The sequence below is a fragment of the Streptomyces cavernae genome, from assembly GCF_004023625.1.
In the GTDB taxonomy this organism is placed as follows: domain Bacteria; phylum Actinomycetota; class Actinomycetes; order Streptomycetales; family Streptomycetaceae; genus Streptomyces; species Streptomyces cavernae.
The window spans coordinates 61,139-82,989 of record NZ_RPDJ01000042.1 but is presented as its reverse complement, the minus strand read 5'-3'; the positions used below and the strand labels follow the sequence as shown (position 1 = coordinate 82,989).

Sequence of the window (21,851 nt, the reverse complement as noted above, 5' to 3'; positions counted from 1 at the left end):
GCCACGGCGAGCAGAACGCGGCCATCGGCGCCTGCGTCCGCCGGCACCATGCCCGCGCCGAACCGAAGACCGAGTTCGCCCCGGACTCACCGATCCGTCAGTGGACCGAATACCCGGCAAAGAGTGCGTGAGGAGCCACCAGCCACGTGGGGGCGCGGTCCCACCTGTGACGGAACGCGGACGTGATCGCTGAGGGTCCGTAACTGACTGAGCGATACAAAGAAGCACGCACCACGGCATCACCCAGACCACACCGCATCCCGGGGGAATCATGCTGCACACCCGCAAGGCCGTCGCCGCCGTCATCGGCCTCGTGGCCGCACTCTCACTCACCGCCTGCACCGGCGACGACAACGCGTCGGACAGCACGGCCGCCACCCCCACTGCGTCTGCGGAAAAGGCGGGCGGCACCGGCGACGCGGACCAGGCGGGCCAGAGCGCCGACACCGGCACCGGCGGGAGCGACCAGGGCGCCGACACCAGCACCGGTGACAACGGCGACGGCAAGGTCGACATATGCCGCACCGACGCGCTCGAAGTCGCCGCCGAAGACAACACCACGGACAAGACGGAAGGCGTCGTCACCGTCTCCTTCAAGAACGGCGGCGGCAGCGACTGCAGTATCAGCGGCTTCGCGGGTGTCGACCTGAAGACGTCCCAGGGCGACACCCTCTCCGTGGACCGCAACGGCGAAAAGCCCGTGTCGGAGATCCTCAAGGACGGCGAGGCCGCCGCCTTCAACATCACGTTCCCGTACAACAACAGCGGCGGCTCCGGCGTGCAGGTGACCAACATCGTGGTGACGCCCCCGAACGAAACCAAGAGCGTCACCCTGAAGTGGCCGGCGGGCACCCTCCCCGTCGGCGAAGGCGGGGGCAGCGTGAAGCTGGAGATCAACCCTGTGGGCAAGGTCAGCGACTCCCCGGGACCGAACGGCTGATCCCGCCCCCGCCCCGTCGGCCCCGCACAGGAACCGCTGCGGGGGCGTGCGCCCCCACCCCTCCGCCCCCCGGAGAACAACAGCGCGAAGTGCTCCTGCCCGCGCGCGCTCCCAATGCCTTCCGCTGCTGTCTCGTGTGGCCTGAACTCCTGCAACAGGTTCCAAGGCCGTTATGCCGAAGACTGTCCGTCGACTGCGGGGTGGCCAATTGGGACGAGCAGGCGGACAGTGTTCCAGCAAAGTGGAGCACGGGGCTCGCCCTACCCCGGCCTACCGCTTCAGTTGCACAGCCGTCTGGACCACTAGCCGCGCGCAATCGGTCAGCGGCTTTCCCTCTCCCCATTCTCCGAGCCCCTGCCGGGGGCACTCAACTGCGCGACACAAGTGCAGTTCAGTGCACTCTTACAGGCAAACCGACAGCTAACGGTCAGCCAGGTTCCGGCTGGTTGACCGTCATCTCCTCCTCCTTTGCGCAGGTCGGGGCCGGTCTGAGCATCGGTGAGCGGCCTGCCGTCCCGTCTCGTTCCGGAACATCACGGTGGCCATCAGGCGCCTCGCTTGATCTGGGCGAGAATGGACTCGTCGGTGATGTTCGTGTCGGCGGCCAGTAGGAATGCCTTACTGAGGATCAGTGAGAGCCGTTCGTCCTCGAACGGCAGGAAGACCTTGCCGTCGCCCTTGCCATGTGACGGGACGATGCACAGGTAGGCGTCGTCCGGTTCCATCAGGATGTTGGCCGAGCCCAGGTGGATCTTGTACGTGCCCAGGTCCCCGCGGACGGTCAGGAAGCGCCCGTCGAGCGTGCACCGGTCGGCGATCTTCAGGCGCGGCAGGAGCCGTTCCAGGGCCTCACGGCGGACCTCGGCGCTCGCCGTCAGGGCACCGAACGTGGCCGTCCGCCAGTACGCGGCGTAGCGGTCCTCGCCCCGGTCGGTCCAGTCGGGATCGGCGGCGATCGAGGTCACGCCCACGAACAGATCGACGTCCCGCATCGCCTCGCTGAACACCAGCGGGGGTACCTCCGCCAAGGGAACCTCCCGCCAGCGCCGGCCGTCCCGCCGCTCGAAGCGGACCTGGTCCGTCGCGGCGTGGTCGGGCGCGTAGTCGGCGAAGTCGTCCTCGGCGGGCTCGTGGTGGAAGCACGCCCGCCACTCGCCGTCGCCGAACTCGGCCCGCGCCTCCCCTTCGTAGCCGCCGTCGTGCCTGCCGAGGAAGTTGGCCTGCCAGCCGCGTTCCTTGAACAGCGCGTAGAGCTGCCGGTAGTGGACGATGTGGGCGGCGAACCGGTTGGAGTAGACGCCGGTCTCCTCCTCCGCCGGGGTGAGCAGGTAGATCTCCCGGAAGGCCTGTTTGAACGGCTGCCGCAGCCGCTCGGCGACGAGCCGCTCCCGCCACGCCCTGATGTCGTCCGTCGACGCCCGGATCGGATGCCACAACCGGACGCGCTCGGGCTCGCCGGGCGGCTCGGTCATCGGTGCCACCGCACGCCATTCCCCGTCGGAATCCTCGACGTGTCGGAACTCCCAGATCAGGCCGCGGACGAGAGTGCCGGTGACGGGGTGGTCACGGTAGTACCGGCACCACTCGTCGTAAGGCCACTCGCGCCCGGCCGACAGCAGCGCCTCGACGCGGGCGCGCTCCCCCGACAGCGTGCGCCGCACCTCCTTGGCCAGGGCCTTCAACTCCTGGAGCTCGTCCGGGAAGCCGTCCTTGACCGCCGCCGGAGCCGTACGGGAAGTGCGACCGGCGGGGCCCGTGAAGGTGAGCCGCACCGTCATCGCGTCCTCGACCGTCACACGCGCCCGGTATCCGCCCAACTCCCGCTCGAGCGACCCGTCCGGCTCGAGGCCGTGGCCGGGCACGCTGCGCTCGATGAGCTGGCCCGCCGTGATCCCCTGCCGTGCGGCGGCTGTCACCAGCGCGGTGTCGAGCTGCTTGAGCAGCGCCCGGTGCCTGATCTGCGACTGCAGCCGCCACAGAGTCTCCAGCGCGGCCGGGTCGTCGATCTCGGCAAGCGCGTTGATCGCCGCGCCCGCGAGCTTGAGGTCCTCGACCACGTCGGCCTTGGGGCCGCCGGTCCGCAGGGCGAGCGCGCCGAGGTGCGGCACGGCTGTCGGGCCGCCGGTCAGTGTGCCCGCCCAGACGACGCCACGCGCGAGATCCCCGTCGTTCTGGTGAACGAGGTAGTGGTAGTGGTACGCGCCGGAGCTCCAACCGGTGTGCGGGCCGCCTCGCCGACTGCACAGCGGATCGTCCTCGGCCAGTGCCCGAAGGGTCTCGGCCACCGGGCCACGCGCCGAGGCGGCGTCCATGAGCGTGAGGCACGTCCGCCGCCACCGCTGCGAGGGACGCGGCCCGGACAGACCCGCCAGGTGCTGGACGAGGTCGGCCAGCTCCGGCGTCGGCAACGTCTTCGCGCGGTCGCGCAACGAGGCGGCCCAGGGGGCGTACGGCGGGATCAGCCCCTCGGGGATGTCCGCCTCGTCCACCCGCGCGAGCAGCGCACGGAGGCGTTTGACGAGCGGCCCGTGCTGGTGCGCGGGAGCATCGCCGCTCATGAGCTTCGCGTGAGCGTGTCGCAGCCAGGGCGCGACCGCACGGCAGCCGTCGGCGCCGAGTTCCTCGACGGCAGTCAGCGCCATCCCCAGCGGACCGGCAGACCAGAAGCCCATGTCGAACTCCGTGACTCGGATCAGCATCACCGCGACCTCCTCCGGCGCCCAGCCGTGCACCCGTGAGACCACGGTTTTGATCTCGGAGTCGTACCGCCAGGACCCCGCGTCGTCGAAGCGGGAGGCCAGCATCAGGCACAGGGCCGCGGCCCTGCCCTCCTCCTGCGGGCAGGCGGCGAGCCTGCCGTCGATCTCGGCCTGGGTCGCTGCGCGTATCGCCTCGATGCGCTCGAATTCCCCCGGTCCCCGCAACGCCGCGGAGACGTCCCACCGGGGCTCCGCCCGCTGACGTTCCAGAAGCTCGACGAGCCAGCGGACTCGGTCGAGCGCGACGGACCTCACGTCGTCGAGCGAGTCGTTCCTGCGGGATTCGGCCACCAAGGCGTCGTAAAGCATGGCCGGATGATGACAGGGGGCACTGACAATGCGATCAACCCGCGGGGGTCTTCGTGTCTGTTGGATCACAGGTCCAGTGGACGGCGGAAGAGCACGATCCGGCGGCAGGGGTTCGAGGGCAGCGGGGGTCGGGTGGACCGAGTTGACGAGTTGACCGAGTTGACCGAGCGGAGCTCCGAGACGCCGTCCCGCTCATAGGCCCTGTTCGTCCATCAAGCGCATCAGGTTCCGCTTGCGTTTCTGGGCGGTGCGCAGGGCGGTCACGTACACGGCGAGCTCGTCCTCCGTTCCCAGGCGGCGGTGGCAGTCTCGGATGCTCAGCAGCAGGCTGACGAGCTGCTCGTAGACCGTGTTGCCGGTCTGCTTTGTGAGTGGCTCGGCCAGGCGCAGGTAGACGCCGAGCGCGTCCGCGGGGCGGGTGGACCGCGCCTTGTCGGCAAGGGTGAGCCACTGCCTGTCATGGGCGCCGGTCTGGGTGGCCGCTTCCCAGGCTGCGTCGACGTCCTTGTCGTCGAGCAGGGCGTCGAGCAGGACGGGGCCGCCGTACCAGCCCTGTTGCTGCTCCTCCGCGTCAACGCGCAGCAAGGCCAGGGCTCCCTCGCGCTCCGCCGGCCAGCAGTCCGCGACCCGCGCGGCGGCGCGCAGCTGCTGATAGGCGAGCAGGGTGCGGCGGGCACCGAAGTGGTCGCGGCGCAGGGCGACGGCGTCGGCGAGCCGGCCCGCCTGCGCGTAGCGGTCGCAGAGATAGTCGACGAGGGCGGTGTCGACGTCGGCCAGGTCCCGGGCGTCCCTGGCTTCCCCGATGCCGCGTTCTGCCCAGCGCAGGGCCTCGTCGGGGCGCCGGGCGGCGTCCAGCTCGCGGGCGATGACCAGGTGCGTGTGGCCGCTCGGGGAGAGGTCGGCCGCATGCACGGCGATCACCGCGTCGACATCGCCTCCCGCCTTGGCCAGACGCTCCATCAGGTACTTCTCCGCCCAGCCGCGGCGGTTGCCACGCCACGCCTCCACGGCCCGCTTCCGCAGAACGGCCATTCCCGCCTCACCGAGGACCTCCTCGTAGTCGAGCGGATCAATGTCGGTCAGGCCGTCGTCCAGGTCGCCGAGCGCATGGCCGACCAGCCAGCGCGCGAGCTCCTCCGGGTCGGGGCGCGCCGCCCGGCAGGCGTCGAGGTGGGCGTCGGCGAGGTCCGCACCGATCTGCCCCAGTCGGCCGTCCGAGTCGTCGACGCTCTCCACCGCCTCGGCCAGCAGCCGCATCGCCTCCCGCGCCAGGGTGATCGCGTCGGCTGCCCGGCCGGAGCCGGTCAGCGCGGCGATCGCGGAGACGGCCTGTTCTGCCTGCTCCGCGTAGGCGCGGGCATCGGCGTACTCGACGTACCCGTACTGCGCGAACGGGCCGATGTCCAGCAGGCCGCGGATATGGGAACGGACTGTGGTGAGGTCTCCGCGGGCGCTCGCGGCCCGCAGTTCCAGTCGCCGCCGCAACTGCCGGTCCTCGCTGATCTGTTGCCGCAGCAGATCGAGCAACTCGTCCTTGGACAGGGCGGAAAGCCATCCGTCGAGGTCCTGCGCGCGCTCCCGGGCCGCCTTCCGCTGCCGCGGGAGGCTCTCCCGCTGGGCGAGCACGGTCAGACCGAGGGCCACCAGGTGCTTGCAGAAGTTGCCCTCCAGGCCGTACGGGCAGTCGCATTCGCCGCTCAGGCCGCCGGGCGCGTCCAGAGTCAGTTCCACCTCGTACCGTTCCGTGCCGTGAACGCTCGCGGTGACCCAGCCGTCACCGACCTCGACTCCGGACACCGCGTCGAGATACCCGCGCCCGCGTTCGAAGGAACGGGCACCGGCAAGCTTCTTGAGGTTCGCCTCGGTGAGACTGCCCATTGTCTCCGCCTACTCGACGTTACGCACGTGACAGTCCGCCAGCTTAGGGCGGCCCGTGGGCGCGAACGACGACTTCGGTGAGCTCTACCTCCAACTCGACGCATGCCACGGGTTGTCGGCCGGCCATACTTCTGGCTACGCCGACATACAGGACAATCGCCTTCGCGCGCCAGTGGCCGGTCCGAGCCCCGACGGCTACGTCGTACCCGAGCTGCACCTTTTGCGTCAGGCGGGGTGTCGCACAGCGCCACACCACGCACGTTGCCGTCCTGAGCACGTTGCGCGGTCGGTGCCGTAACTTCCGGCCGCATGACGCCTCGGCGTATGACGCGGCGGTGACGGCTACGTCCGGGACGTGGGCAATCGCGTGCCTCACAAGCCGCGAACGGACCGGCCACCGTCTCTCCTCGTCGGGACAGCCAAGTCCAGCAGGCAGGAGGATGAAGGGTAGGATGAGTAGCATGAGTGAGCCTACCGGCAAGTACTCGATCACCATGCCGCGCGACATCGCTGAGGCCGCCAAGGCCCGCAGTGGCCCCTCGGGGTTGTCTGCCTACGTGGCCGCCGCAGTGGCCCGCCAGATCGAACGCGACAACCTCAACGAACTCATCCAGGTGGCCGAGGCCGAACACGGCCCCGTCACGGACGAGGAGATCCAGGCTCTGCGCGACCAGCTCCACCAGGCCCGACAGCAGCAGACACAAGGTGGGACCAACGCCGCGTGACCCGCTCCCCCGCCGCCCCGGGCGGCACCCTGGTCCTCGACAGCGAAGGGCTGGCCAAGGCCGTCCTGCGCGACCGCACCGTCACTGGCTGGCTCGCACTCGCTCGCGCCGACGACCTGCGGGTGATCGCCTCCGCGGCCACCCTGGTGGAAGTGGTCCATGCGCGGATCAACCGTCCGGCCCTGGAATGGACGCTTTCCCGCCTTGTCGTCGAACCGGTCAGCGAGCCCATCGCCCGGCACGCAGCTGCCCTCCTGGCAGACACCGGGCTGCACGGCCACAAGTACGCCATCGACGCCATGGTCAGCGCGACCGCTCTCGCCGCACCCGGCCCTGTCACGATCCTCACCTCCGACCCGGAAGACCTCACCGCCCTGTGCGGTGGACGGGCCACCGTCATCAAGATCTGAGCCGACACCCAGAGAACGCCACACAAGAGCTCCCGGACGGCCACCGCCCTGATCATGGAGGCCAAGGCCACCTTCGAGGCCGTCCGGGGCGCAGCCGCGGTCAGTGCTCCCTGCGCTGTGGCGCAGGTCAGGGGCGCGTTTCGCCCGTTGGCGGGGTTACTACCGTGCGCGGTGCCCAGCGGACACCGCATCGTGTCGGGTCCGGGACGGCCGCTCGTGGCGACGGCGGGGCGGTCGGCAAGTCGCCCGGCCGGCACTCGAGCACCTCGCAGAGCGCGGCGAGCGTCGTGAAGCGCACCGCCTTGGCGCGGCGTTCTTGAGTACCGCCAGGTTGGCGGGCATGATCCCCACGCGGTCCGCGAGCTCGCCCACGGACATCTTTCGCCTGGCCGGCATCACCTCGATGCCGACGGCGATCGGCGTCAGATCACCTCGTCCAACTCGGCCTGCATCTGCGCCGCTTCCACGTCGCGCGCGACGGCCTGGGCGAGCAGCATCCGCAGCACGAGCACAATGAGCGCCATTCCCAGAATGGCCACGCCAACCCCGCCCATGATGACGGTGACGCCCGGGTCGTCCCGCTGGCCCGGCGCGTTGAAGGCCGTGACCGCGAACCACAGGAGTGCAGCCGCCACGATCGCGCCGATCACGCCGTCCACGTACCGGAAGGCGGCGTGGGAGAACACGGTTCCGCGTCGCACCATCGTCACCAGTCGCCCTACGCAGACCAGGGCGACCTGTACCGACACCATGCCCAGGATCGTGATCACGCGCAGCGGGGTCAGCGGGAGCGACCCGTCCTCCGGGTCGGTGGCCAACGCCCACACCATCAATGCCTGCACGAACACGGTGCCGGCGAGCACCACCACGAGCACGGCACGCAGCGCACGCACTGTCAGCTTTCCCATGGCCCACCCTTCCCATCGAGTCGCGATGGAAATCTATCGAATTTCGATAGGTGAAGCAAGGGCTGGGACGGCGCCGAAGCTTTGCCCCGCGAGGGTGTGCTCGACTATGGGTCGCAGGTGATGCGCGCCCCCGAAGATCCGAGCCGCCACCTGGATTCCCCTTGGGCCGCTTCGGCCTGGTGCCGGGTGTTCAAGCCGGTGGCGGGCCGGATGCCGACCAGCCTCAGCCAGCGCCTTGCCCCCCACGGCCTCCGGTAACACCCACCGCCGGCACGCCGCCCTCGCGCCACGCCGTGGACCCGGCACCCGGACACCGCGAGACGGCTCACCCGGGTTCACCAGGCTCAACAGGCTCATCCACGAGAATCCAAAAAAATCGGACGGCGATGTCGAGAACCCGCGTCCGGCTCCGTCCCCGGGGTGAACGCGACCACAATGGGTCGCACGAGCACCGAGGAGAACCATCATGGCCAAGTACCTGCTGCTGAAGCACTACCGCGGCGCCCCGGCTGCGGTCAACGACGTGCCGATGGACCAGTGGAGCCCGGAGGAGATCTCGGCGCATGTGCAGTACATGAACGACTTCGCGGCCCGGCTGGAGAAGACCGGCGAGTTCGTCGACGGTCAGGCGCTCGCCCCGGAGGGAGCGTGGGTCCGCTACGACGGTGAGGGGCGCCCGCCGGTCACCGACGGACCGTTCGCGGAGACCAAGGACCTCATCGCCGGCTGGATGATCATCGACGTCGACAGCTACAAGCGCGCCGTCGAGCTGGCCGGGGAGCTGTCGGCCGCCCCCGGGGCGGGCGGCAAGCCGATCCACGAGTGGCTGGAGGTGCGCCCGTTCTACGGCGTGCCGCCCACCATCACGGAGTGACCTCTCAGGTGTTCCGGATGGACGAGGCCCTGCTTCGTAGCCTCACGCCGAACGTGCTCACCGTCCTCGTTCGCCGCGGAGCCGACTTCGCGGCGGCCGAGGACGCCGTGCAGGACGCCCTGGTCGAGGCCGTCCGCGTCTGGCCGGCCGACCCCCCGCGGGATGCGAAGGGTTGGCTGATCACCGTCGCCTGGCACAAGTTCCTCGACGCGACCCGCTCCGACGCCACCCGCCGTCGGCGTGAGGAACGCGTCGAGGAGGAGCCGGCGCCGGGGCCGGCGCCCGCGGTGGACGACACGCTCCAGCTCTACTTTCTGTGCGCCCACCCTTCGCTGACCCCGGCATCGGCGGTCGCGCTCACGCTGCGCGCCGTCGGCGGGCTGACCACTCGCCAGATCGCCGAGGCCTACCTGGTGCCCGAGGCGACCATGGCGCAGCGCATCAGCCGGGCCAAACGCACCGTCTCCGGCGTGCGCTTCGACCGGCCCGGGGACGTCGCCACCGTGCTGCGCGTCCTCTACCTGGTCTTCAACGAGGGCTACTCCGGCGACGTGGACCTCGCCGCCGAGGCCATACGGCTCACCCGGCAACTCGCCGCCCGTATCGACCACCCCGAGGTGGCCGGGCTGCTCGCCCTCATGCTGCTCCACCACGCCCGGCGCGCCGCCCGGACCGCGCCCGACGGGGGCCTGGTGCCGCTCGCCGAGCAGGACCGCGGCCGGTGGGACACCGCGTTGATCGCCGAGGGCGTCGGGATCCTGCAGGCGGCCCTCGCCCGCGACCGGCTGGGCGAGTTCCAGGCCCAGGCCGCCATCGCCGCCCTCCACGCCGACGCGCCCACCGCCGAGGAGACCGACTGGGTGCAGATCGTCGAGTGGTACGACGAGCTCACACGCCTGACCGACAGCCCGGTCGTCCGGCTCAACCGCGCGGTCGCCGTCGGGGAGGCCGACGGGCCGCGCGCCGGCCTGGCGGCGCTCGCGGCGGTGGACGCCTCACTGCCCCGCCACGCCGCGGTGGCGGCCTACCTCCACGAGCGCGACGGCGACCTGGCGACGGCTGCACGGCTGTACGCCGAGGCGGCCCGCAAGGCACCCAACCTCGCCGAGCGGGACCACCTGACGCGCCAGGCCGCCCGGCTCAACGCCCGCCGATCGCGCTGACGGGTCGCGCTCGGATTTCCCGAGGGGCGGCCGCGCCGCCGCCTTCCGGCCGTCCCGCCTCCCGTCCCCGCCCGCCCTCGGGCCGGCCCCCTTCCCACGGCCCGCCTTTCGGGCGGTTCAGCCGTGCCAGACGGTGCGGATCTGTTCGGCGTGTGCGGCTGCCTGGCGTCGGCCTGCTCGGGCCGCGCCGGGGATGCGGGAGGCGTCCAGGGGGTTGCGGCCGAACGCGTGGCGGGCCTCTCGGTCAGGAACCAGCAGCGCGGCCCGGGCGCCACCGGCCACGAGGGAGGCCACCTGGGTCGAGGTGCTCGGGCTCGCCCCCGGCCCCTTGGGAATGGGCGCCAGCACCACGACCTGTCGGCAGTCCTGCACCAGGTCGGCGTTGGTCGTGGAGCGCACGCCCCCGTCCATCCAGCGCCCCGCCCCGATCGTGATCGGCGGGAACAGCGGCGGCAGTGCGCAGCTGGCCGACATCGCCAGCACCAGGTCGACGCCGCTGTCAGCGCTGAATCCGGTCGCCTCGCCCGTGAACGCGTCCACCGCGAACAGCCGGATCGCCCTCTCCGGCCACTGCCGGACCGGGATTTGGGGGCCGATCGCGTCGAAGACCTCCGCCTCCGATACGTCGCGCACGCTCAGCGCAAGCCTGCCCAGCCGCTTGACCACGGTTTCGGGATCCCGCGAACCGAGCGCCGCCCACAGGTACTTGACGGTCATCGCGAAGGTGAAGTCCACCTCCAGCATGGCTCGCTTCCGCTCCACCTGCTCCGCGTACAGGTCGATCGGCGCTGCCCCCGTGGCCAGTTCCAGGGCGAGCAGTGCGCCTCCCGACGTGCCGGCGAGCACATCGGCGCCACTGAGGTCCACCCCCGCCTCGGCCAGCCCGGCCAGCACGCCGACCTCCCACGCGTACGCGGTCAGCCCGCCCCCGCCCAGCACCAGCGCCGTATCCGCCACGCCCGCCCTCCTCCATCAACCGATACCAACCGATACCAACCGATGCCGGGATACCGGGGGAAATCGGCGTACCGGGATACCGGCATCTCCCGGATACCGGGACCTCCGGGACTCCGGGACTCCGGGACTCCGGGACTCCGGGACTCCGGGACTCCGGGATCAATGGGAAATTACTGGGGACTACTCCCCGTTTCACATTCAGACGCTAGCACCCAAACGGGGAGCGGTCCACGCTTCGCTCTCAGTGCCTCGCCGTACCCAGGTCCCCCACGACCTGTGCGAGTGCCCGGACGGGGGCGAACTCGGTGTCGCTGCGCCAGACCAGGCCCCAGCGCAGACCCGGCCAGTCGTGAATGGGCAGATAGACGATGTCGGGGCGGGCGTGGTAGCGGGTGACGTGGGCGCCCAGGCTGTGGATGGCCTCCCCGGCGCCGACCTGGGTGAAGATGTCGTCCAGGCTCCTGATGACCGGGCTGTGGCGTTCGATCGGGCGGCCGCTGGGTGTTTGGAAGGGCGTGAAGGCGTCCGCCCAGTAATCGGGTCCGGCCGGGCCCTGCGGAATGCCGAAGTCGCCGAAGATCTCCAGGGAGACCGACGGCCGGACGGCCAGTTCGTGGTCATGGGCGACGAGCGCCACCGCGTGCTCGGTGTAGATGACCGGCCCCACCGTCAGGTCGGGCTCCTCGACGGGCAGCCAGGCGACCAGGACGTCGATCTCTCCCCGCCGCAGCGGGCCGAACGCGTCGACGAACGGGTTGTGCCGTATGCGCAGGGCCCACTGCGGGTGGCGGGCGCGAAACGCCTCCCAGTAGGGCCGTAGATCGTGGGCGTTGCTGGGCAGCATGCCCACGCGTAATACCTCGGTCGTGCCCCGCGCGGCGAGCCTGGCCCGCTCCACGCTCTCCTGTAGCCCCTGGTAGACCGGCAGCAGGTCCGCGCGCAGTTGCTCGCCCAGCGGGGTCAGCCGCACGTTCCGGCTGTTGCGCTCGAACAGCCGCGCCCCGACGCCTCGTTCCTGCTTCTTGAGGGCCTGGCTGACCCTGGCCTGCGACACGTGCAGCCGTTGGGCCGTCCTGCCGAAATGAAGTTCTTCCGCAAGCGTCAGGAAGATCTCGATGTCCCTCAGCTCCACCCGTCCCATCCCGTCCCCCTCGGTGCCATGACCGCGCACCACGATCCATAAGCGGCCGGTTATCCGGCCATTCGTGATCTCCCGTTGTTCCCCCTCCGGCCAGGCGAAATGCTGAAGGGCAGGCCGGACGATCACTCGGCGACCAAAGTAAACACAAGGGGGCGGCATGTCACAGGCCATCAAACAAACCGTGAGCTGGGACGGGCGGGGGAACTGGGCTCTGAGCGGTGGCGCGGACGGTGGGCTTTCGGAAGCGGGGCTGCGCCGGATGCGCGAGGTGCTTGCCCGTTACGTCGAGTCCGGGGCGGTTCCCGGACTGGTCGCCCTGGTCGGCAGGGGCGACCAGGTGCACGTCGAGGCGTTGGGCACCCTGCACGCGGCTCATCGATCGGCCCGGCGGTCGACTCGTCGATCGGATGCTCGATCGGATGGCCCGTCGGACGTCGGATCGGACGTCGGATCGGACGTCGGATCGGACGTCGGATCGGGCGGCGGATCGGGCGGCGGACTCCATGGTGGATCGGGGGGCGGATCGCTGGACGGGGGCGGATCGCTGGGCGGCGGTGGGTCCGGTGGCGAGGCGGGCGGTCTCGTGGGTGGTGTGCCGATGCGTCGGGACACCCTCTTCCGCATGGCCTCACTGACCAAGCCGGTCACCGCCGCGGCGGTGATGATCCTGGTCGAGGAGTGCCGGCTGCGACTGGACGACCCGGTCGAGACCTGGCTGCCCGAGCTCGCGAACCGGCGGGTGCTGGCACGGATCGACGCCCCGTTGGACGACACCGTGCCCGCCCGGCGCTCGATCACCGCGCGGGATCTGCTGACCCTGACCTTCGGTTTCGGTCTGGTGCCCGCTCCGCCTGACACGTACCCGATCCAGGTCGCCGTCCGGGAGCGGGGCGTCATCGGTGACGGAACCGCCAACTGGCCGACGGTCGGGCAGGACGAATGGATCAAGCAGCTGGGCGCCCTTCCGCTGATGTACCAACCCGGTGAACGGTGGCAGTACCACGTCGGCTCCGACGTGCTCGGGGTCCTGGTCTCGAGGGTCGCGGGCCGGTCCTTCGGGGAGTTCCTGCGCGAGCGGCTGTTCGAGCCCCTGGGGATGATGGACACCGGCTTCCACGTGCCCGCCGACCGGATCCACCGGCTGCCCACCAGCTTTGCCCACGACCCGGAGACCGGCGAGCTCACGACCTGGGACGAGGCCGTCGGCGGAAAGTACAGCCGGCCGCCGGTGTTCGAGGCCGGTGGTGACGGTCTGGTCTCCACCGTCGATGACTACCACGCGTTCCACCGGATGCTGCTGAACAAGGGGAGCCACGGAGGCGAGCGCATCCTCTCCCGCGCCTCGGTCGAGCTGATGACCATGGACCACCTGACGCCGGAGCAGAAGGTCGAGAAGGACCAGTTCGGTGACCTCTTCGGACGGCACGGCGGCTACGGCTTCGGCATGGCAGTGCGCACCCATCGCCGTGACCTCGCGTCCGTGGGGCAGTTCGGGTGGGATGGCGGCCTGGGCACGACCGCGTACTCCGACCCGGCGGAACGGCTCACCGGGATTCTGCTGACGCAGACGGCCATGGACTCCGCGGACACCCCCCGGCTCCACCAGGATCTCTGGACCACCGTCTACCGGACGCTCGACGACTGACCCTGCGCATCAGTCGGGGACCACTGTGCGGGAGGCGAGCGCCCGGTCGGGAGGCGAGCGCCCGGTCGGAAGGCGAGTGCGAGTGAGCAATCGGGCGGCGAGCACTCGACCCGTTAGGGGCGCGGGCGCGGGAGCTGCGCAGGCGGCCGGCATCGTCAAGCCCGGCCATGGGCCTCCTGGGTACGGCGGGAGAGGGAGTCGATGACCACGGCGGCGAACAGTACCCCGCCCGTGATCATGAACTGGAGGGCGACCGGGGTGTCCGTGGTCGCCATGCCCGAGGCCACGGACTCGATGACCAGGATGCCCAGGACCGCTGACCAGGTCGTACCGCGCCCCCCGAACAGGCTGGTGCCGCCGATGACCGCCGCGGCGATGGCGTTCAGCAGCAGGACGCCCGAGCCCGAGGCCTGGCTCACCGAAGTGATGCGCGAGGCGAGGAACAGGCCTCCGATCGCGGCCATCGTGCCTGAGATCGCGAGGACGGCGGTCTGCACCCGCACCACCCTGAGGCTGGCTCGGCGGGCCGCCTCGACTCCGCCGCCGAGCGCGTAGACCTGCCTGCCGTAGTGAGTGCGGCGCAGCACGATGTCCAGCCCGGCCACCACCACGAGGAAGATCAGGAGGGCCAGCGGCAGGCCCTGGAACTGGTTGAGCACATACGCGGCGGCGAACGCGACCACCGCGAGCGCTCCCGCCCGCACCCCGATCTGCAGGAGGGAGCGGTGCGGCATGCCGACGGTCTCGCGGCGCCGCATGTCCTGGTAAGACACCAGGAAGACCAGGGCCGCGCCGATCGCCGCCAGACCGTAGGCGGCGGCGTCGTTGGTGAAGTAGTAGGTGGTCAGCTTGGCCAGGAGGCCGTCCTCGTCGATGTTGATGGTGCCGCTGGTACCCAGGATGTAGAGCATGAGGCCGTTCCAGGTCAGCAGCCCCGCGAGCGTGACCACGAACGCGGGCACGCGGGTCCTGGCGAAGGAAAAGCCCTGGACGGCCCCGACCGCGGTGCCCGCGAGCACCGCCACGATGACGGCGAGCCATTCCGGCACGCCGTTGTTCACGTTCAGTACGGCGAACACCGCCGCCGCGAGACCGCTGACCGAACCGACCGACAGGTCGATCTCGCCGATCAGCAGCACGAAGACGATGCCGACCGCGATCAGCCCAGTACCGACGATGTCGACGCTGATGTTGGACAGGTTCCGTGGTGAGAGGAAGTTTTCGTTGAGGATCTGGAAGGTGATCCAGACGGCGATGAGGACCATGACGACCGGTAGCGAGCCCAGTTCCCCGGCTCTCAGCCTGCGCCGGAACTCGGTGGCCCAGCCCTCCACGGCATGGGCCACTGCCCGCCCGCGCTGCGGCTGGCGGGGCCCGGTGGTCGATGCGGCGAGGCCCTCCCGCGTCTTGTCCGCCATTCTGTGCACCCCTTTCACCACTCGTCCCCCCGAGAGGCCATACGGCGGGGCACGTTTTCCGTGGCGCCGGTGATGGAGGAGATGATCTGTTCCTGCGCGGCGGTGTTCACGTCGAAGAAGCCGTTGTTGCGGCCCAGCCGCAGCACGGCGGCCGAGTCCGCGAGGGCTTTGACGTCGCCCATGTTGTGGCTGATGAGCAGCACCCCGAGACCGCGGTCGCGCAGCTGGTCGACCAGGTCCAGGACTTCACTGGTCTGCTGGAGTCCCAGGGAGGCGGTCGGTTCGTCAAGGAGGAGGACCCTCGGGTTGCCGAGGAGCGAGCGGGCGATGGCGACCGTCTGCCGTTGCCCGGTGGACAGGGAGACGACGGGGGCCCGCAGATCGGGGACGCCCGCCGCCAGTCGTTCCAGCAGGGCTCGTGTGCGGCGTTCCATCTCCACCTCGTCGAGGAACCCGTATCTGCGGATCTCCCGGCCGAGGAACAGGTTGCCGACGACGTCGAGGGTCCCGCACAGCGCGAGGTCCTGGTAGACGGTCGCGATACCGAGGTCCCGGGCGTCGTGGGGGCGCTTGATCTGGACGGCCCGGCCCTCCCACTCGATGACCCCCTTGTCCGCCGGGGTGACGCCCGAGACCACCTTGACCAGGGTGGACTTGCCGGCCCCGTTGTCACCGAGCAGCGCGACGACCTCACCGGCGCGCACCTCCAGCTCGATGTCCTCGAGAACCTGGACGACGCCGAAGCGCTTGGACACACCGCGCAGTGCCAGCAGGGGTGGAGCCCGCACGGGACCATCTCCTTCCCATCAGCTGCCGTCCGGCTGTCCGGTCACCGGGCTGTCCGGTCACCGGGCTGTCCGGTTGCCGGGCTGTCCGGTTGCCGGGCTTCCGGTCGCCGGGCTTCCGGTCGCCGGGCTTCCGGTCTGCCCGGCCTGGTGTGCGTCCGGCTGTCCGGTTTGTGGTCTGGCGTTGCGTCCGGCTGTCCGGTCTGCGGGAGTGTCCGGTCCTCCGGGCTGTCCGATGTGTCCGGCCGGCGGTGCCTCCGGTCATCCTCCGGTCAGGCCGTCAGGCCGACCCTGTCGCAGGCCGCTCTGAGTTGCGGGGTGCAGATCTGCTGAATCGTGTACACGCCGTCCTTCACCAAGGTGTCCCTGATGTTGCCGACCGTCACGGACACCGGGGTGAGCAGGACGGCCGGGACCTCCTTCCCGTCGCTGGTGCGTACCTCGTCCGTGGCGATCTCGTCGAGGTTCTCCCCGCGAGCCGCGGCCACGGCCATGGCGGCGCCCGCGGAGGCCTCGGGTCCGAAGGGCTTGTAGACGGTCATGTGCTGGTCGCCGCCGACGATGCGTCGCAGGGCACCGAGTTCGGCGTCCTGGCCGGTGACCGGAGGAAGCGGGGTGACCTTGTTCGCCTTGAGGGCGGAGATGCTGCCGGCGGCCAGGCCGTCGTTGGCGGCGTAGACCCCGTCGATGGTGTCGGCGCCGAGCGCGGAGATGGCTCCCGACATGTTCTTGTTGGCGACCTCGGCCCGCCACAAGGGCGTGTCGTACATCTTGCCGATCTTGACCCTGTCACTGAGCACGGACAGCGCGCCCTTCTTGAACGAGATCGAGTTGGGGTCGCTGGGGTCGCCGTTCATCACGACGATCTGGCCGCCGTCCGCCCTGTCGCCCAGGGCCTCCAGCAGAGCCCTGCCCTGGAGCCGCCCGACCTCCTCAGCGTCGAACGTGACGAAGCCGGAGATGGGCCCCTCGGCGAGGCGGTCGTAGGCGATCACCGGGATGCCCGCCTGGTCCGCCTTCCGGACCGCGGCTCCGAGCGATCTGGCGTCCACGGCCACGAGCACCATCGCGTCTACGCCCTCGGTGATCATGGAGTCCACCTGTTGCCGCTGGGTCGCCACGTCGCCCTTGGCATTGGCGTGCACGACCGTGCAGTCACCGCAGCGCTCCTTGATCTCCTTCTTGAGCAGGGGCACGTCGTACGTCTCCCAGCGGGCCGTGGTGGAGTCCGGCAACAGCAGGCCGATCTCCGTGCCCTCCTGGTCGTCGCCACTTCCGCCGCCCCCTCCACAGGCGGTCAGACCAGCGGCCATCGACACCGCGGCCACGGCTATGGCAGCACCCCGAGTACATCGCTTCAAGGGCATCATCAGGAGAGACCTTTCGCGAGCTCCGTGAGCCGGCGGAGCCTGGTGAGTTTGGGGAGCCTCGGGAGCTGGTTGAACTCGGCCGGACACACAGCTGCAACCGCAGGCGGAGGCACGGGGGCAGTCGGAGGCGGAGGCACAGGAGCAGGCTCCGACCTTCGCGCGAGATGAGTCGCGGCCGGCCGTCGTCGGACGTCGGTGTGGCGGGCGGTGCCCAGTGCCCCGACGGGCTCGGCGCCCGATCGGAGCGTTCCGGCTCCGCTGTCTCCCCCATCGCGCGCGACGAGACCCTGCCTCCTGGCCATGCCACACGTCATGACAGGCGGAAGCCCGGCGGAAGGCAGACAGCCGCGGTGCAGGCGCCGGACGCGGCGTGCCTGGTACGTACCGTCTGGGAGTGACAAGACGGCCACGTGGTAAGTCTGGCACCGGGGGCGGTGACCTGCGAGCGCAGCGGCGACAACCACCGGGCAAGACACCCCGCACCCCCACCGGGCTTCGCGCTCAGGCACCCCACCAGGCTTCGGGGCCAGGCGCCCCGCACCCACCAGGCTTCGCGCTCAGGCGTCCCGCGCCGCCACGGAGTCCACCCAGCCCAGGGGATACACCTCCGGGTCGTCCGCCGCCGGGGCGGGCGGCTCCGCGCCTGCCTCGTTGAATGCGGTGAGCGCCTCGATGAGCGCCGCACGCTGTCCGGGGGTGAGCCGCTCGACGATCTCGGCGATCTCGGCGCGGCGTCGGGCGGTGACGTGCTCCACGGTGCGCCGCCCCTCCTCGGTGAGCCGCAACAGGGTCTCGCGACGGTTGTCGGGGTTGGTCTGCCGGTCGGCGAGCCCGGCCGCGATCAGCCGGTCGACCATGCGCATCGCCGTGGACGGGGCCACCTGGAGCAGATCCGCGAGGGTGACCAGCTTGGTGGCACCGCGGGTGGAGAGCACCACGAGCATCCGGAACTGCGGAAGCGTCACCCCTTCCTCGACCGCGGCGAGGGACCGGGCAGAGACGGCAACGAGCAGCCGGGACGCGGTCAGCACCGCCCGCGTGACCACATCGACGTCGTCCATGGCCCGCGTGCCCATGGCCCCCGTGTCCATGGCCCTCGCGGGGTTATCGTGCTGCGGCGTGCGTCCTGGCATGCGTCCTTTCTATCGTGCCGGGGTCGCCACCCCGTCCCTCGGTGGGAACAGGTTTTCGTTCCGCATGACCGTTGCGGCACGGCCGAGGCAGGACGGAAAGTCGAGGCCGCGGCCCATGTCCGCCGAGCACGGAGCCGTCACCCGAAGCGGGCGGAACGCGACACGGTTCTTGACCCTTCCTTGAACATTCCGGCCGTCTCACGCGTACCTCATGCTGCGTGCCGTGCCAGCCGCAACAGGTGTCCACTCCCAACCCCCTGGAGGAATCACTCTCTACGCGGAACCGGGAGACCATTCATGAACTCGAACCGACATGCGGCGGGGTCACAGTCCTCGACGCGGACTTACGCGATCATCGCCGTCCTCTGCGCGGTCGTGGCCGCCGTCGTCATCGCCGTCCGGGCAGGCGACGACGAAGCCGCAGCCAGCCAGACGACCGCGGGTCAGACACAGCACGGGACCGGTCATGTCGCCGGATCCGGTACGGCGGGCCAGACCGCCTCAGGTGGCACGAGCGGCCCGGCGGAGCTGCCGGTCACGGAGGTGGACCGTACCTTCCTGATCAAGGTGCGGCAGGCCGGACTGTGGGAGATCCCCGCCGGGCGGCTCGCGCAGACGAACGGCTCCAGCGAGGCCGTCAAGCGCGCCGGGGACCATCTGCTCGACGGGCACAGCAAGCTCGACCAGCTGGTTCGCGAGGACGCCCGCATCCTCGGCGTCAAGCTCCCCAATGAGGCCACCGAGGAACAGCAGGGCTTCGTCAGGCAGTTGGAGGCCGCCAAGGGCGAGGAGTTCGACAAGCTCTTCGCCAATATCCTGCGCTCCACGCACGGCAAGATCTTCGCGACGATCGGTGAGGTGCGGGCCGCGACGCAGAACGACCTCATCCGCCGACACGCCCGCCAGGCCAACCAGACCGTCATGGACCACATGGAGGTCCTGGAGGACACCGGCCTCGTCGACGCCTCGACCTTCGCGGAGATCGAGAAGGCCGTGGCCCCCAAGTAGGAACCGGGTCAGCAACCTTCCCGGACGCGTCTTCCCCGGACGCGTCCTTCCCGAACAGGTCCGAGGGAGAGGCGGCCGGCCACCGCGGCCGCCTCCGGCGCCGCCCCTGCCGCCCCTGCCGCCCCTGCCGCCCCTGCCGCCCCTGCCGCCCGCACGATCCCGCACATCCCGGCTGCGACGCGGCCGAATTCCTCGGACCCATCCGGCTCTCCGGCTCATCGGCGCACCCGCACCGCACTCCTCGGACCCGTCCGGCTCTCCACCCCAACCGGCCACCCGGCCATCCAGAGACCCGGCCACCCGGCCACCCGGCCACCCGGCCGATCAAGACGTCTGCCGATCAACTCGTCCGTCGATCAACTCGTCCGCCGGTTGATTCGAACGACTGGCGCTCACGTTTGCACTGTGCAATGATTGAGCCGGGGTCGAGCCGACGGCCGGCCGTCGCCTGGTTGCCCGGGAGTGACACCGGCACGGTTGCGCGGCGCAGGGCGGCATGCCGGCCGTCGGCGGACTTCCCCGTCTCACGTCCCTCGGTTCCGGTTGCCCCGGCCGAGCGCGTTCATGTCTCACGAACCAGCGCAGTCATGCGAGTTGGGGTGACTGCGGTACTAGGGTTGGCCCGACGTCGTCCACGACGAACGACAGGGGAGTGATCGTGAACCACGCCCACCTGCCGAGCACCGAGGCGGCGGTAACCGCCGTCCGTGAGGTGGCGCACGAGTACGGCCTCACCGTGACCGTGACCGAGGACATCGGCGCTGACCAGACGTCGCGGCGCACGGCGGCCGGGGCGTTCACCGTGACCGACCCCGACGGCTCACTGCCGCACGAGGCGTTCGTCGAACTGGGCGGCACACCGGCGGTGACCGTGCGGCTCTTCCCCGAGGACGACGCCGCGATCACCGTGGAAGGCGTGGAGTTCCACGACGTGCCGCGGGACTCCGTTCCCGCCTTCCTCCGCTCGCTGTACGGTGAACTGGCCTACGTGAAGGGCCGGATCTTCCCTCCGGGCGAGTGGCTCGTCGTGCCCCTGCCCGGCGACGAGACGTACCGAGAGCTGATCATGCACACCTCGCTCACACCGTGGCTGGCCCGCAGTGCACGCAACTCCTCCTAGGGACCGCCTCGGGGCGTCCACCCCTCGCAGCGCCTGAGGCGTGGTACCGCCCCGTCATCAGCCGCCGTCGCCGACCTGTTGTGGCGCCACGCCTCGTAGTGGTCGATGAGGGTCTCCTCGATGGGGCGGTAGGTGATGCCCAGTTCGCTCACGCTCCTGTGGTTGTCCACCGGGAACCTGATGCCGAGGTGTTTGCGGATGTAGTCCTGGGTCAGGCCGAAGGCCGGGCCGAGCACACGGACCGGCCAGTGCGGTAGGCCGTGCCGGGGGAGCCGGAGGGTGCGGGGGAAGCGGTCCAGGATGATCCGTGACATCTGGTGGAAGGAGATCATGTCCTTCGCCGCCACGATGTAGCGGCCCTCCGCGTCGGGGTTCTCCGCGGCGGCGATGTGCGCTGCCGCCACCTCCCGCACGTCCGCGACCGTGAAGCTGAAGTCGGGGGCCCCGTAGAAGAAGTAGCCCTTGAAGAGCTCGTCGATGAGGAACAGGCTGCCGGAGTCCGAGGCCGGCGTCAGCGAAGGACCGAGGACGAGGCCCGGATTGACGGACACCATGCGCCAGCGGTCCTGTCCCTCGGCCGCGTCCCAGGCCGCGCGTTCCGCGACCGTCTTGGCATAGTGGTACGGGTTGTTCTCGACCGTGCTCGACGTGTTGAAGTACTTCTCCGAAAGGGTCTGGTTCTCCATGTCGAGGACGTCGGCATAGTCGCCGAAGATGGCGCCCACGGTGGAGGTGAACACCAACCGGTGGACCGTGGGCGTCCGGTCGATGGCCGCCAGGACGTTGCGGGTGCCGATCAGGGCCGGGTCGACGACGTCCCTGCGGCCGTCCTTGATCTTCTCGGGTACGAGGAACGGCGAGGCGACGTGGAAGACGACTCCGCAGCCGCTCATGGCCCGGTCGAAGGAGCCCTCTACCAGCAAGTCCGCCTCGAAGAGTTCGAGTTGGCCCGGGAAGCTCTTCTGCATCTCCCTGAGCGGGCCCACCTTCGCGGTGTTCGCGGTGCTGCGCACGGTGGTGTGGACGCGGTAGCCCCGCTGGAGGAGCTGCCGGACGAGATGGCTGCCGACGAATCCGCTGCCGCCGGTCACCAGGACGGGTTCCACGGCCTTGTCGGCCGGATGCCCCGTCGTCCCACTCATCTCGCTGTTCTCGCTCTCCTGGCTGGTCTCGCTGGTCTCGCTCTTCTCGCTGTTCTTGATGTTCTCGACGCTGCCCACTCGTGCTGCTCCGATCACGGCTCCCCGGTCCGCGGCGTCCAGCGCCCCTGCGGGCGCTCACGATACGGCTCTTCCATATCTGGGGCTA

At 70.2% G+C, this 21,851-nt stretch carries 18 protein-coding genes and 1 pseudogene; 8 read left to right on the top strand and 11 right to left on the bottom strand.

Annotated features, from left to right (window positions below):
* Positions 1–271 precede the first annotated feature (271 nt).
* On the top strand, positions 272–940 hold the full coding sequence (locus EF387_RS38380) for a DUF4232 domain-containing protein (protein WP_128381230.1): 669 nt from the start codon (positions 272–274) through the stop codon (positions 938–940).
* A 545-nt stretch (positions 941–1,485) separates the two neighbouring features.
* Here the strand turns inward: EF387_RS38380 and EF387_RS38375 are convergent.
* Both EF387_RS38375 and EF387_RS38370 read right to left on the bottom strand, forming a co-directional pair.
* Complete coding sequence (locus tag EF387_RS38375) at positions 1,486–4,008, bottom strand: DUF4132 domain-containing protein (RefSeq protein ID WP_128381229.1); 2,523 nt, start codon at positions 4,006–4,008, stop codon at positions 1,486–1,488.
* A gap of 192 nt (positions 4,009–4,200) precedes the next feature.
* Positions 4,201–5,886, bottom strand: a complete 1,686-nt coding sequence (locus EF387_RS38370; protein WP_128381228.1) for an SWIM zinc finger family protein — start codon at positions 5,884–5,886, stop codon at positions 4,201–4,203.
* Between the two features lie 461 nt (positions 5,887–6,347).
* Between EF387_RS38370 and EF387_RS38365 the strand changes: the two genes are divergently transcribed.
* Together EF387_RS38365 and EF387_RS38360 are read left to right on the top strand one after the other, a co-directional pair.
* Positions 6,348–6,611, top strand: a complete 264-nt coding sequence (locus EF387_RS38365) for a CopG family transcriptional regulator (protein ID WP_128381227.1) — start codon at positions 6,348–6,350, stop codon at positions 6,609–6,611.
* On the top strand, positions 6,608–7,021 hold the full coding sequence (locus EF387_RS38360) for a type II toxin-antitoxin system VapC family toxin (RefSeq protein ID WP_128381226.1): 414 nt from the start codon (positions 6,608–6,610) through the stop codon (positions 7,019–7,021). Before EF387_RS38365 ends, EF387_RS38360 begins: the two co-directional genes overlap by 4 nt.
* Positions 7,022–7,148: 127 nt before the next feature.
* On the opposite strand, the pseudogene EF387_RS38355 reads toward EF387_RS38360, so the two are convergent.
* Positions 7,149–7,417, bottom strand: a pseudogene (locus EF387_RS38355) (helix-turn-helix domain-containing protein).
* Positions 7,418–7,443: 26 nt separating this feature from the next.
* Positions 7,444–7,929 carry a DUF2975 domain-containing protein gene (locus EF387_RS38350; protein ID WP_128381225.1) on the bottom strand — a complete coding sequence of 162 codons (486 nt, stop codon included), beginning with the start codon at positions 7,927–7,929 and terminating at the stop codon, positions 7,444–7,446.
* A gap of 466 nt (positions 7,930–8,395) precedes the next feature.
* On the opposite strand from EF387_RS38350, the gene EF387_RS38345 reads away from it, so the two are divergent.
* Positions 8,396–8,803: a YciI family protein gene (locus EF387_RS38345; protein ID WP_128381224.1), complete on the top strand. Its 408-nt coding sequence runs from the start codon at positions 8,396–8,398 to the stop codon at positions 8,801–8,803.
* A 17-nt stretch (positions 8,804–8,820) separates the two neighbouring features.
* On the top strand, positions 8,821–9,966 hold the full coding sequence (locus EF387_RS38340; protein WP_128381243.1) for an RNA polymerase sigma factor: 1,146 nt from the start codon (positions 8,821–8,823) through the stop codon (positions 9,964–9,966).
* A gap of 117 nt (positions 9,967–10,083) precedes the next feature.
* Here EF387_RS38340 and EF387_RS38335 read toward each other — a convergent pair whose 3' ends face one another.
* Both EF387_RS38335 and EF387_RS38330 read right to left on the bottom strand, forming a co-directional pair.
* Positions 10,084–10,923 (bottom strand): patatin-like phospholipase family protein, encoded by an 840-nt coding sequence (locus tag EF387_RS38335; RefSeq protein ID WP_128381223.1) that lies wholly within the window; start codon positions 10,921–10,923, stop codon positions 10,084–10,086.
* Between the two features lie 241 nt (positions 10,924–11,164).
* A complete protein-coding gene (locus EF387_RS38330; RefSeq protein ID WP_338058151.1) occupies positions 11,165–12,064 on the bottom strand; it encodes a LysR family transcriptional regulator in 900 nt (299 codons plus the stop codon).
* 157 nt (positions 12,065–12,221) lie between these two features.
* Between EF387_RS38330 and EF387_RS38325 the strand changes: the two genes are divergently transcribed.
* Positions 12,222–13,709, top strand: a complete 1,488-nt coding sequence (locus EF387_RS38325) for a serine hydrolase domain-containing protein (RefSeq protein ID WP_128381222.1) — start codon at positions 12,222–12,224, stop codon at positions 13,707–13,709.
* 155 nt (positions 13,710–13,864) lie between these two features.
* Here EF387_RS38325 and EF387_RS38320 read toward each other — a convergent pair whose 3' ends face one another.
* The 4 genes from EF387_RS38320 to EF387_RS38305 all read right to left on the bottom strand — a co-directional run bounded on the left by EF387_RS38320 (position 13,865) and on the right by EF387_RS38305 (position 18,343).
* Positions 13,865–15,127 carry a sugar ABC transporter permease gene (locus EF387_RS38320; protein WP_128381221.1) on the bottom strand — a complete coding sequence of 421 codons (1,263 nt, stop codon included), beginning with the start codon at positions 15,125–15,127 and terminating at the stop codon, positions 13,865–13,867.
* A gap of 14 nt (positions 15,128–15,141) precedes the next feature.
* Complete coding sequence (locus tag EF387_RS38315) at positions 15,142–15,915, bottom strand: ATP-binding cassette domain-containing protein (protein ID WP_128381220.1); 774 nt, start codon at positions 15,913–15,915, stop codon at positions 15,142–15,144.
* Between the two features lie 269 nt (positions 15,916–16,184).
* Positions 16,185–17,273 carry a substrate-binding domain-containing protein gene (locus EF387_RS38310; RefSeq protein ID WP_128381219.1) on the bottom strand — a complete coding sequence of 363 codons (1,089 nt, stop codon included), beginning with the start codon at positions 17,271–17,273 and terminating at the stop codon, positions 16,185–16,187.
* Between the two features lie 566 nt (positions 17,274–17,839).
* Entirely contained in the window at positions 17,840–18,343 is a 504-nt protein-coding gene (locus tag EF387_RS38305) for a MarR family winged helix-turn-helix transcriptional regulator (protein WP_128381241.1), read from the bottom strand.
* Positions 18,344–18,712: 369 nt separating this feature from the next.
* Here EF387_RS38305 and EF387_RS38300 point away from each other — a divergent pair, with 369 nt between their 5' ends.
* Both EF387_RS38300 and EF387_RS38290 read left to right on the top strand, forming a co-directional pair.
* Positions 18,713–19,423: a DUF4142 domain-containing protein gene (locus EF387_RS38300; RefSeq protein ID WP_128381218.1), complete on the top strand. Its 711-nt coding sequence runs from the start codon at positions 18,713–18,715 to the stop codon at positions 19,421–19,423.
* Between the two features lie 658 nt (positions 19,424–20,081).
* On the top strand, positions 20,082–20,543 hold the full coding sequence (locus EF387_RS38290; protein ID WP_128381216.1) for a hypothetical protein: 462 nt from the start codon (positions 20,082–20,084) through the stop codon (positions 20,541–20,543).
* Here EF387_RS38290 and EF387_RS38285 read toward each other — a convergent pair.
* Positions 20,540–21,685: an NAD-dependent epimerase/dehydratase family protein gene (locus EF387_RS38285; RefSeq protein ID WP_202918497.1), complete on the bottom strand. Its 1,146-nt coding sequence runs from the start codon at positions 21,683–21,685 to the stop codon at positions 20,540–20,542. The two genes, EF387_RS38290 and EF387_RS38285, sit on opposite strands and share 4 nt — an antisense overlap.
* Positions 21,686–21,851 lie beyond the last annotated feature (166 nt).

What these genes read in the sequence shown, in the direction of transcription:
- EF387_RS38380 (WP_128381230.1), top strand. Translation starts at nt 272, where the DNA reads ATGCTGCACACCCGCAAGGCCGTCGCCGCCGTCATCGGCCTCGTGGCC.
- EF387_RS38375 (WP_128381229.1), bottom strand. Translation starts at nt 4,008, where the DNA reads ATGCTTTACGACGCCTTGGTGGCCGAATCCCGCAGGAACGACTCGCTC.
- EF387_RS38370 (WP_128381228.1), bottom strand. Translation starts at nt 5,886, where the DNA reads ATGGGCAGTCTCACCGAGGCGAACCTCAAGAAGCTTGCCGGTGCCCGT.
- EF387_RS38365 (WP_128381227.1), top strand. Translation starts at nt 6,348, where the DNA reads ATGAGTGAGCCTACCGGCAAGTACTCGATCACCATGCCGCGCGACATC.
- EF387_RS38350 (WP_128381225.1), bottom strand. Translation starts at nt 7,929, where the DNA reads ATGGGAAAGCTGACAGTGCGTGCGCTGCGTGCCGTGCTCGTGGTGGTG.
- EF387_RS38345 (WP_128381224.1), top strand. Translation starts at nt 8,396, where the DNA reads ATGGCCAAGTACCTGCTGCTGAAGCACTACCGCGGCGCCCCGGCTGCG.
- EF387_RS38340 (WP_128381243.1), top strand. Translation starts at nt 8,821, where the DNA reads ATGGACGAGGCCCTGCTTCGTAGCCTCACGCCGAACGTGCTCACCGTC.
- EF387_RS38330 (WP_338058151.1), bottom strand. Translation starts at nt 12,064, where the DNA reads ATGGGACGGGTGGAGCTGAGGGACATCGAGATCTTCCTGACGCTTGCG.
- EF387_RS38325 (WP_128381222.1), top strand. Translation starts at nt 12,222, where the DNA reads ATGTCACAGGCCATCAAACAAACCGTGAGCTGGGACGGGCGGGGGAAC.
- EF387_RS38320 (WP_128381221.1), bottom strand. Translation starts at nt 15,127, where the DNA reads ATGGCGGACAAGACGCGGGAGGGCCTCGCCGCATCGACCACCGGGCCC.
- EF387_RS38305 (WP_128381241.1), bottom strand. Translation starts at nt 18,343, where the DNA reads ATGGACGACGTCGATGTGGTCACGCGGGCGGTGCTGACCGCGTCCCGG.
- EF387_RS38300 (WP_128381218.1), top strand. Translation starts at nt 18,713, where the DNA reads ATGAACTCGAACCGACATGCGGCGGGGTCACAGTCCTCGACGCGGACT.
- EF387_RS38285 (WP_202918497.1), bottom strand. Translation starts at nt 21,685, where the DNA reads ATGAGTGGGACGACGGGGCATCCGGCCGACAAGGCCGTGGAACCCGTC.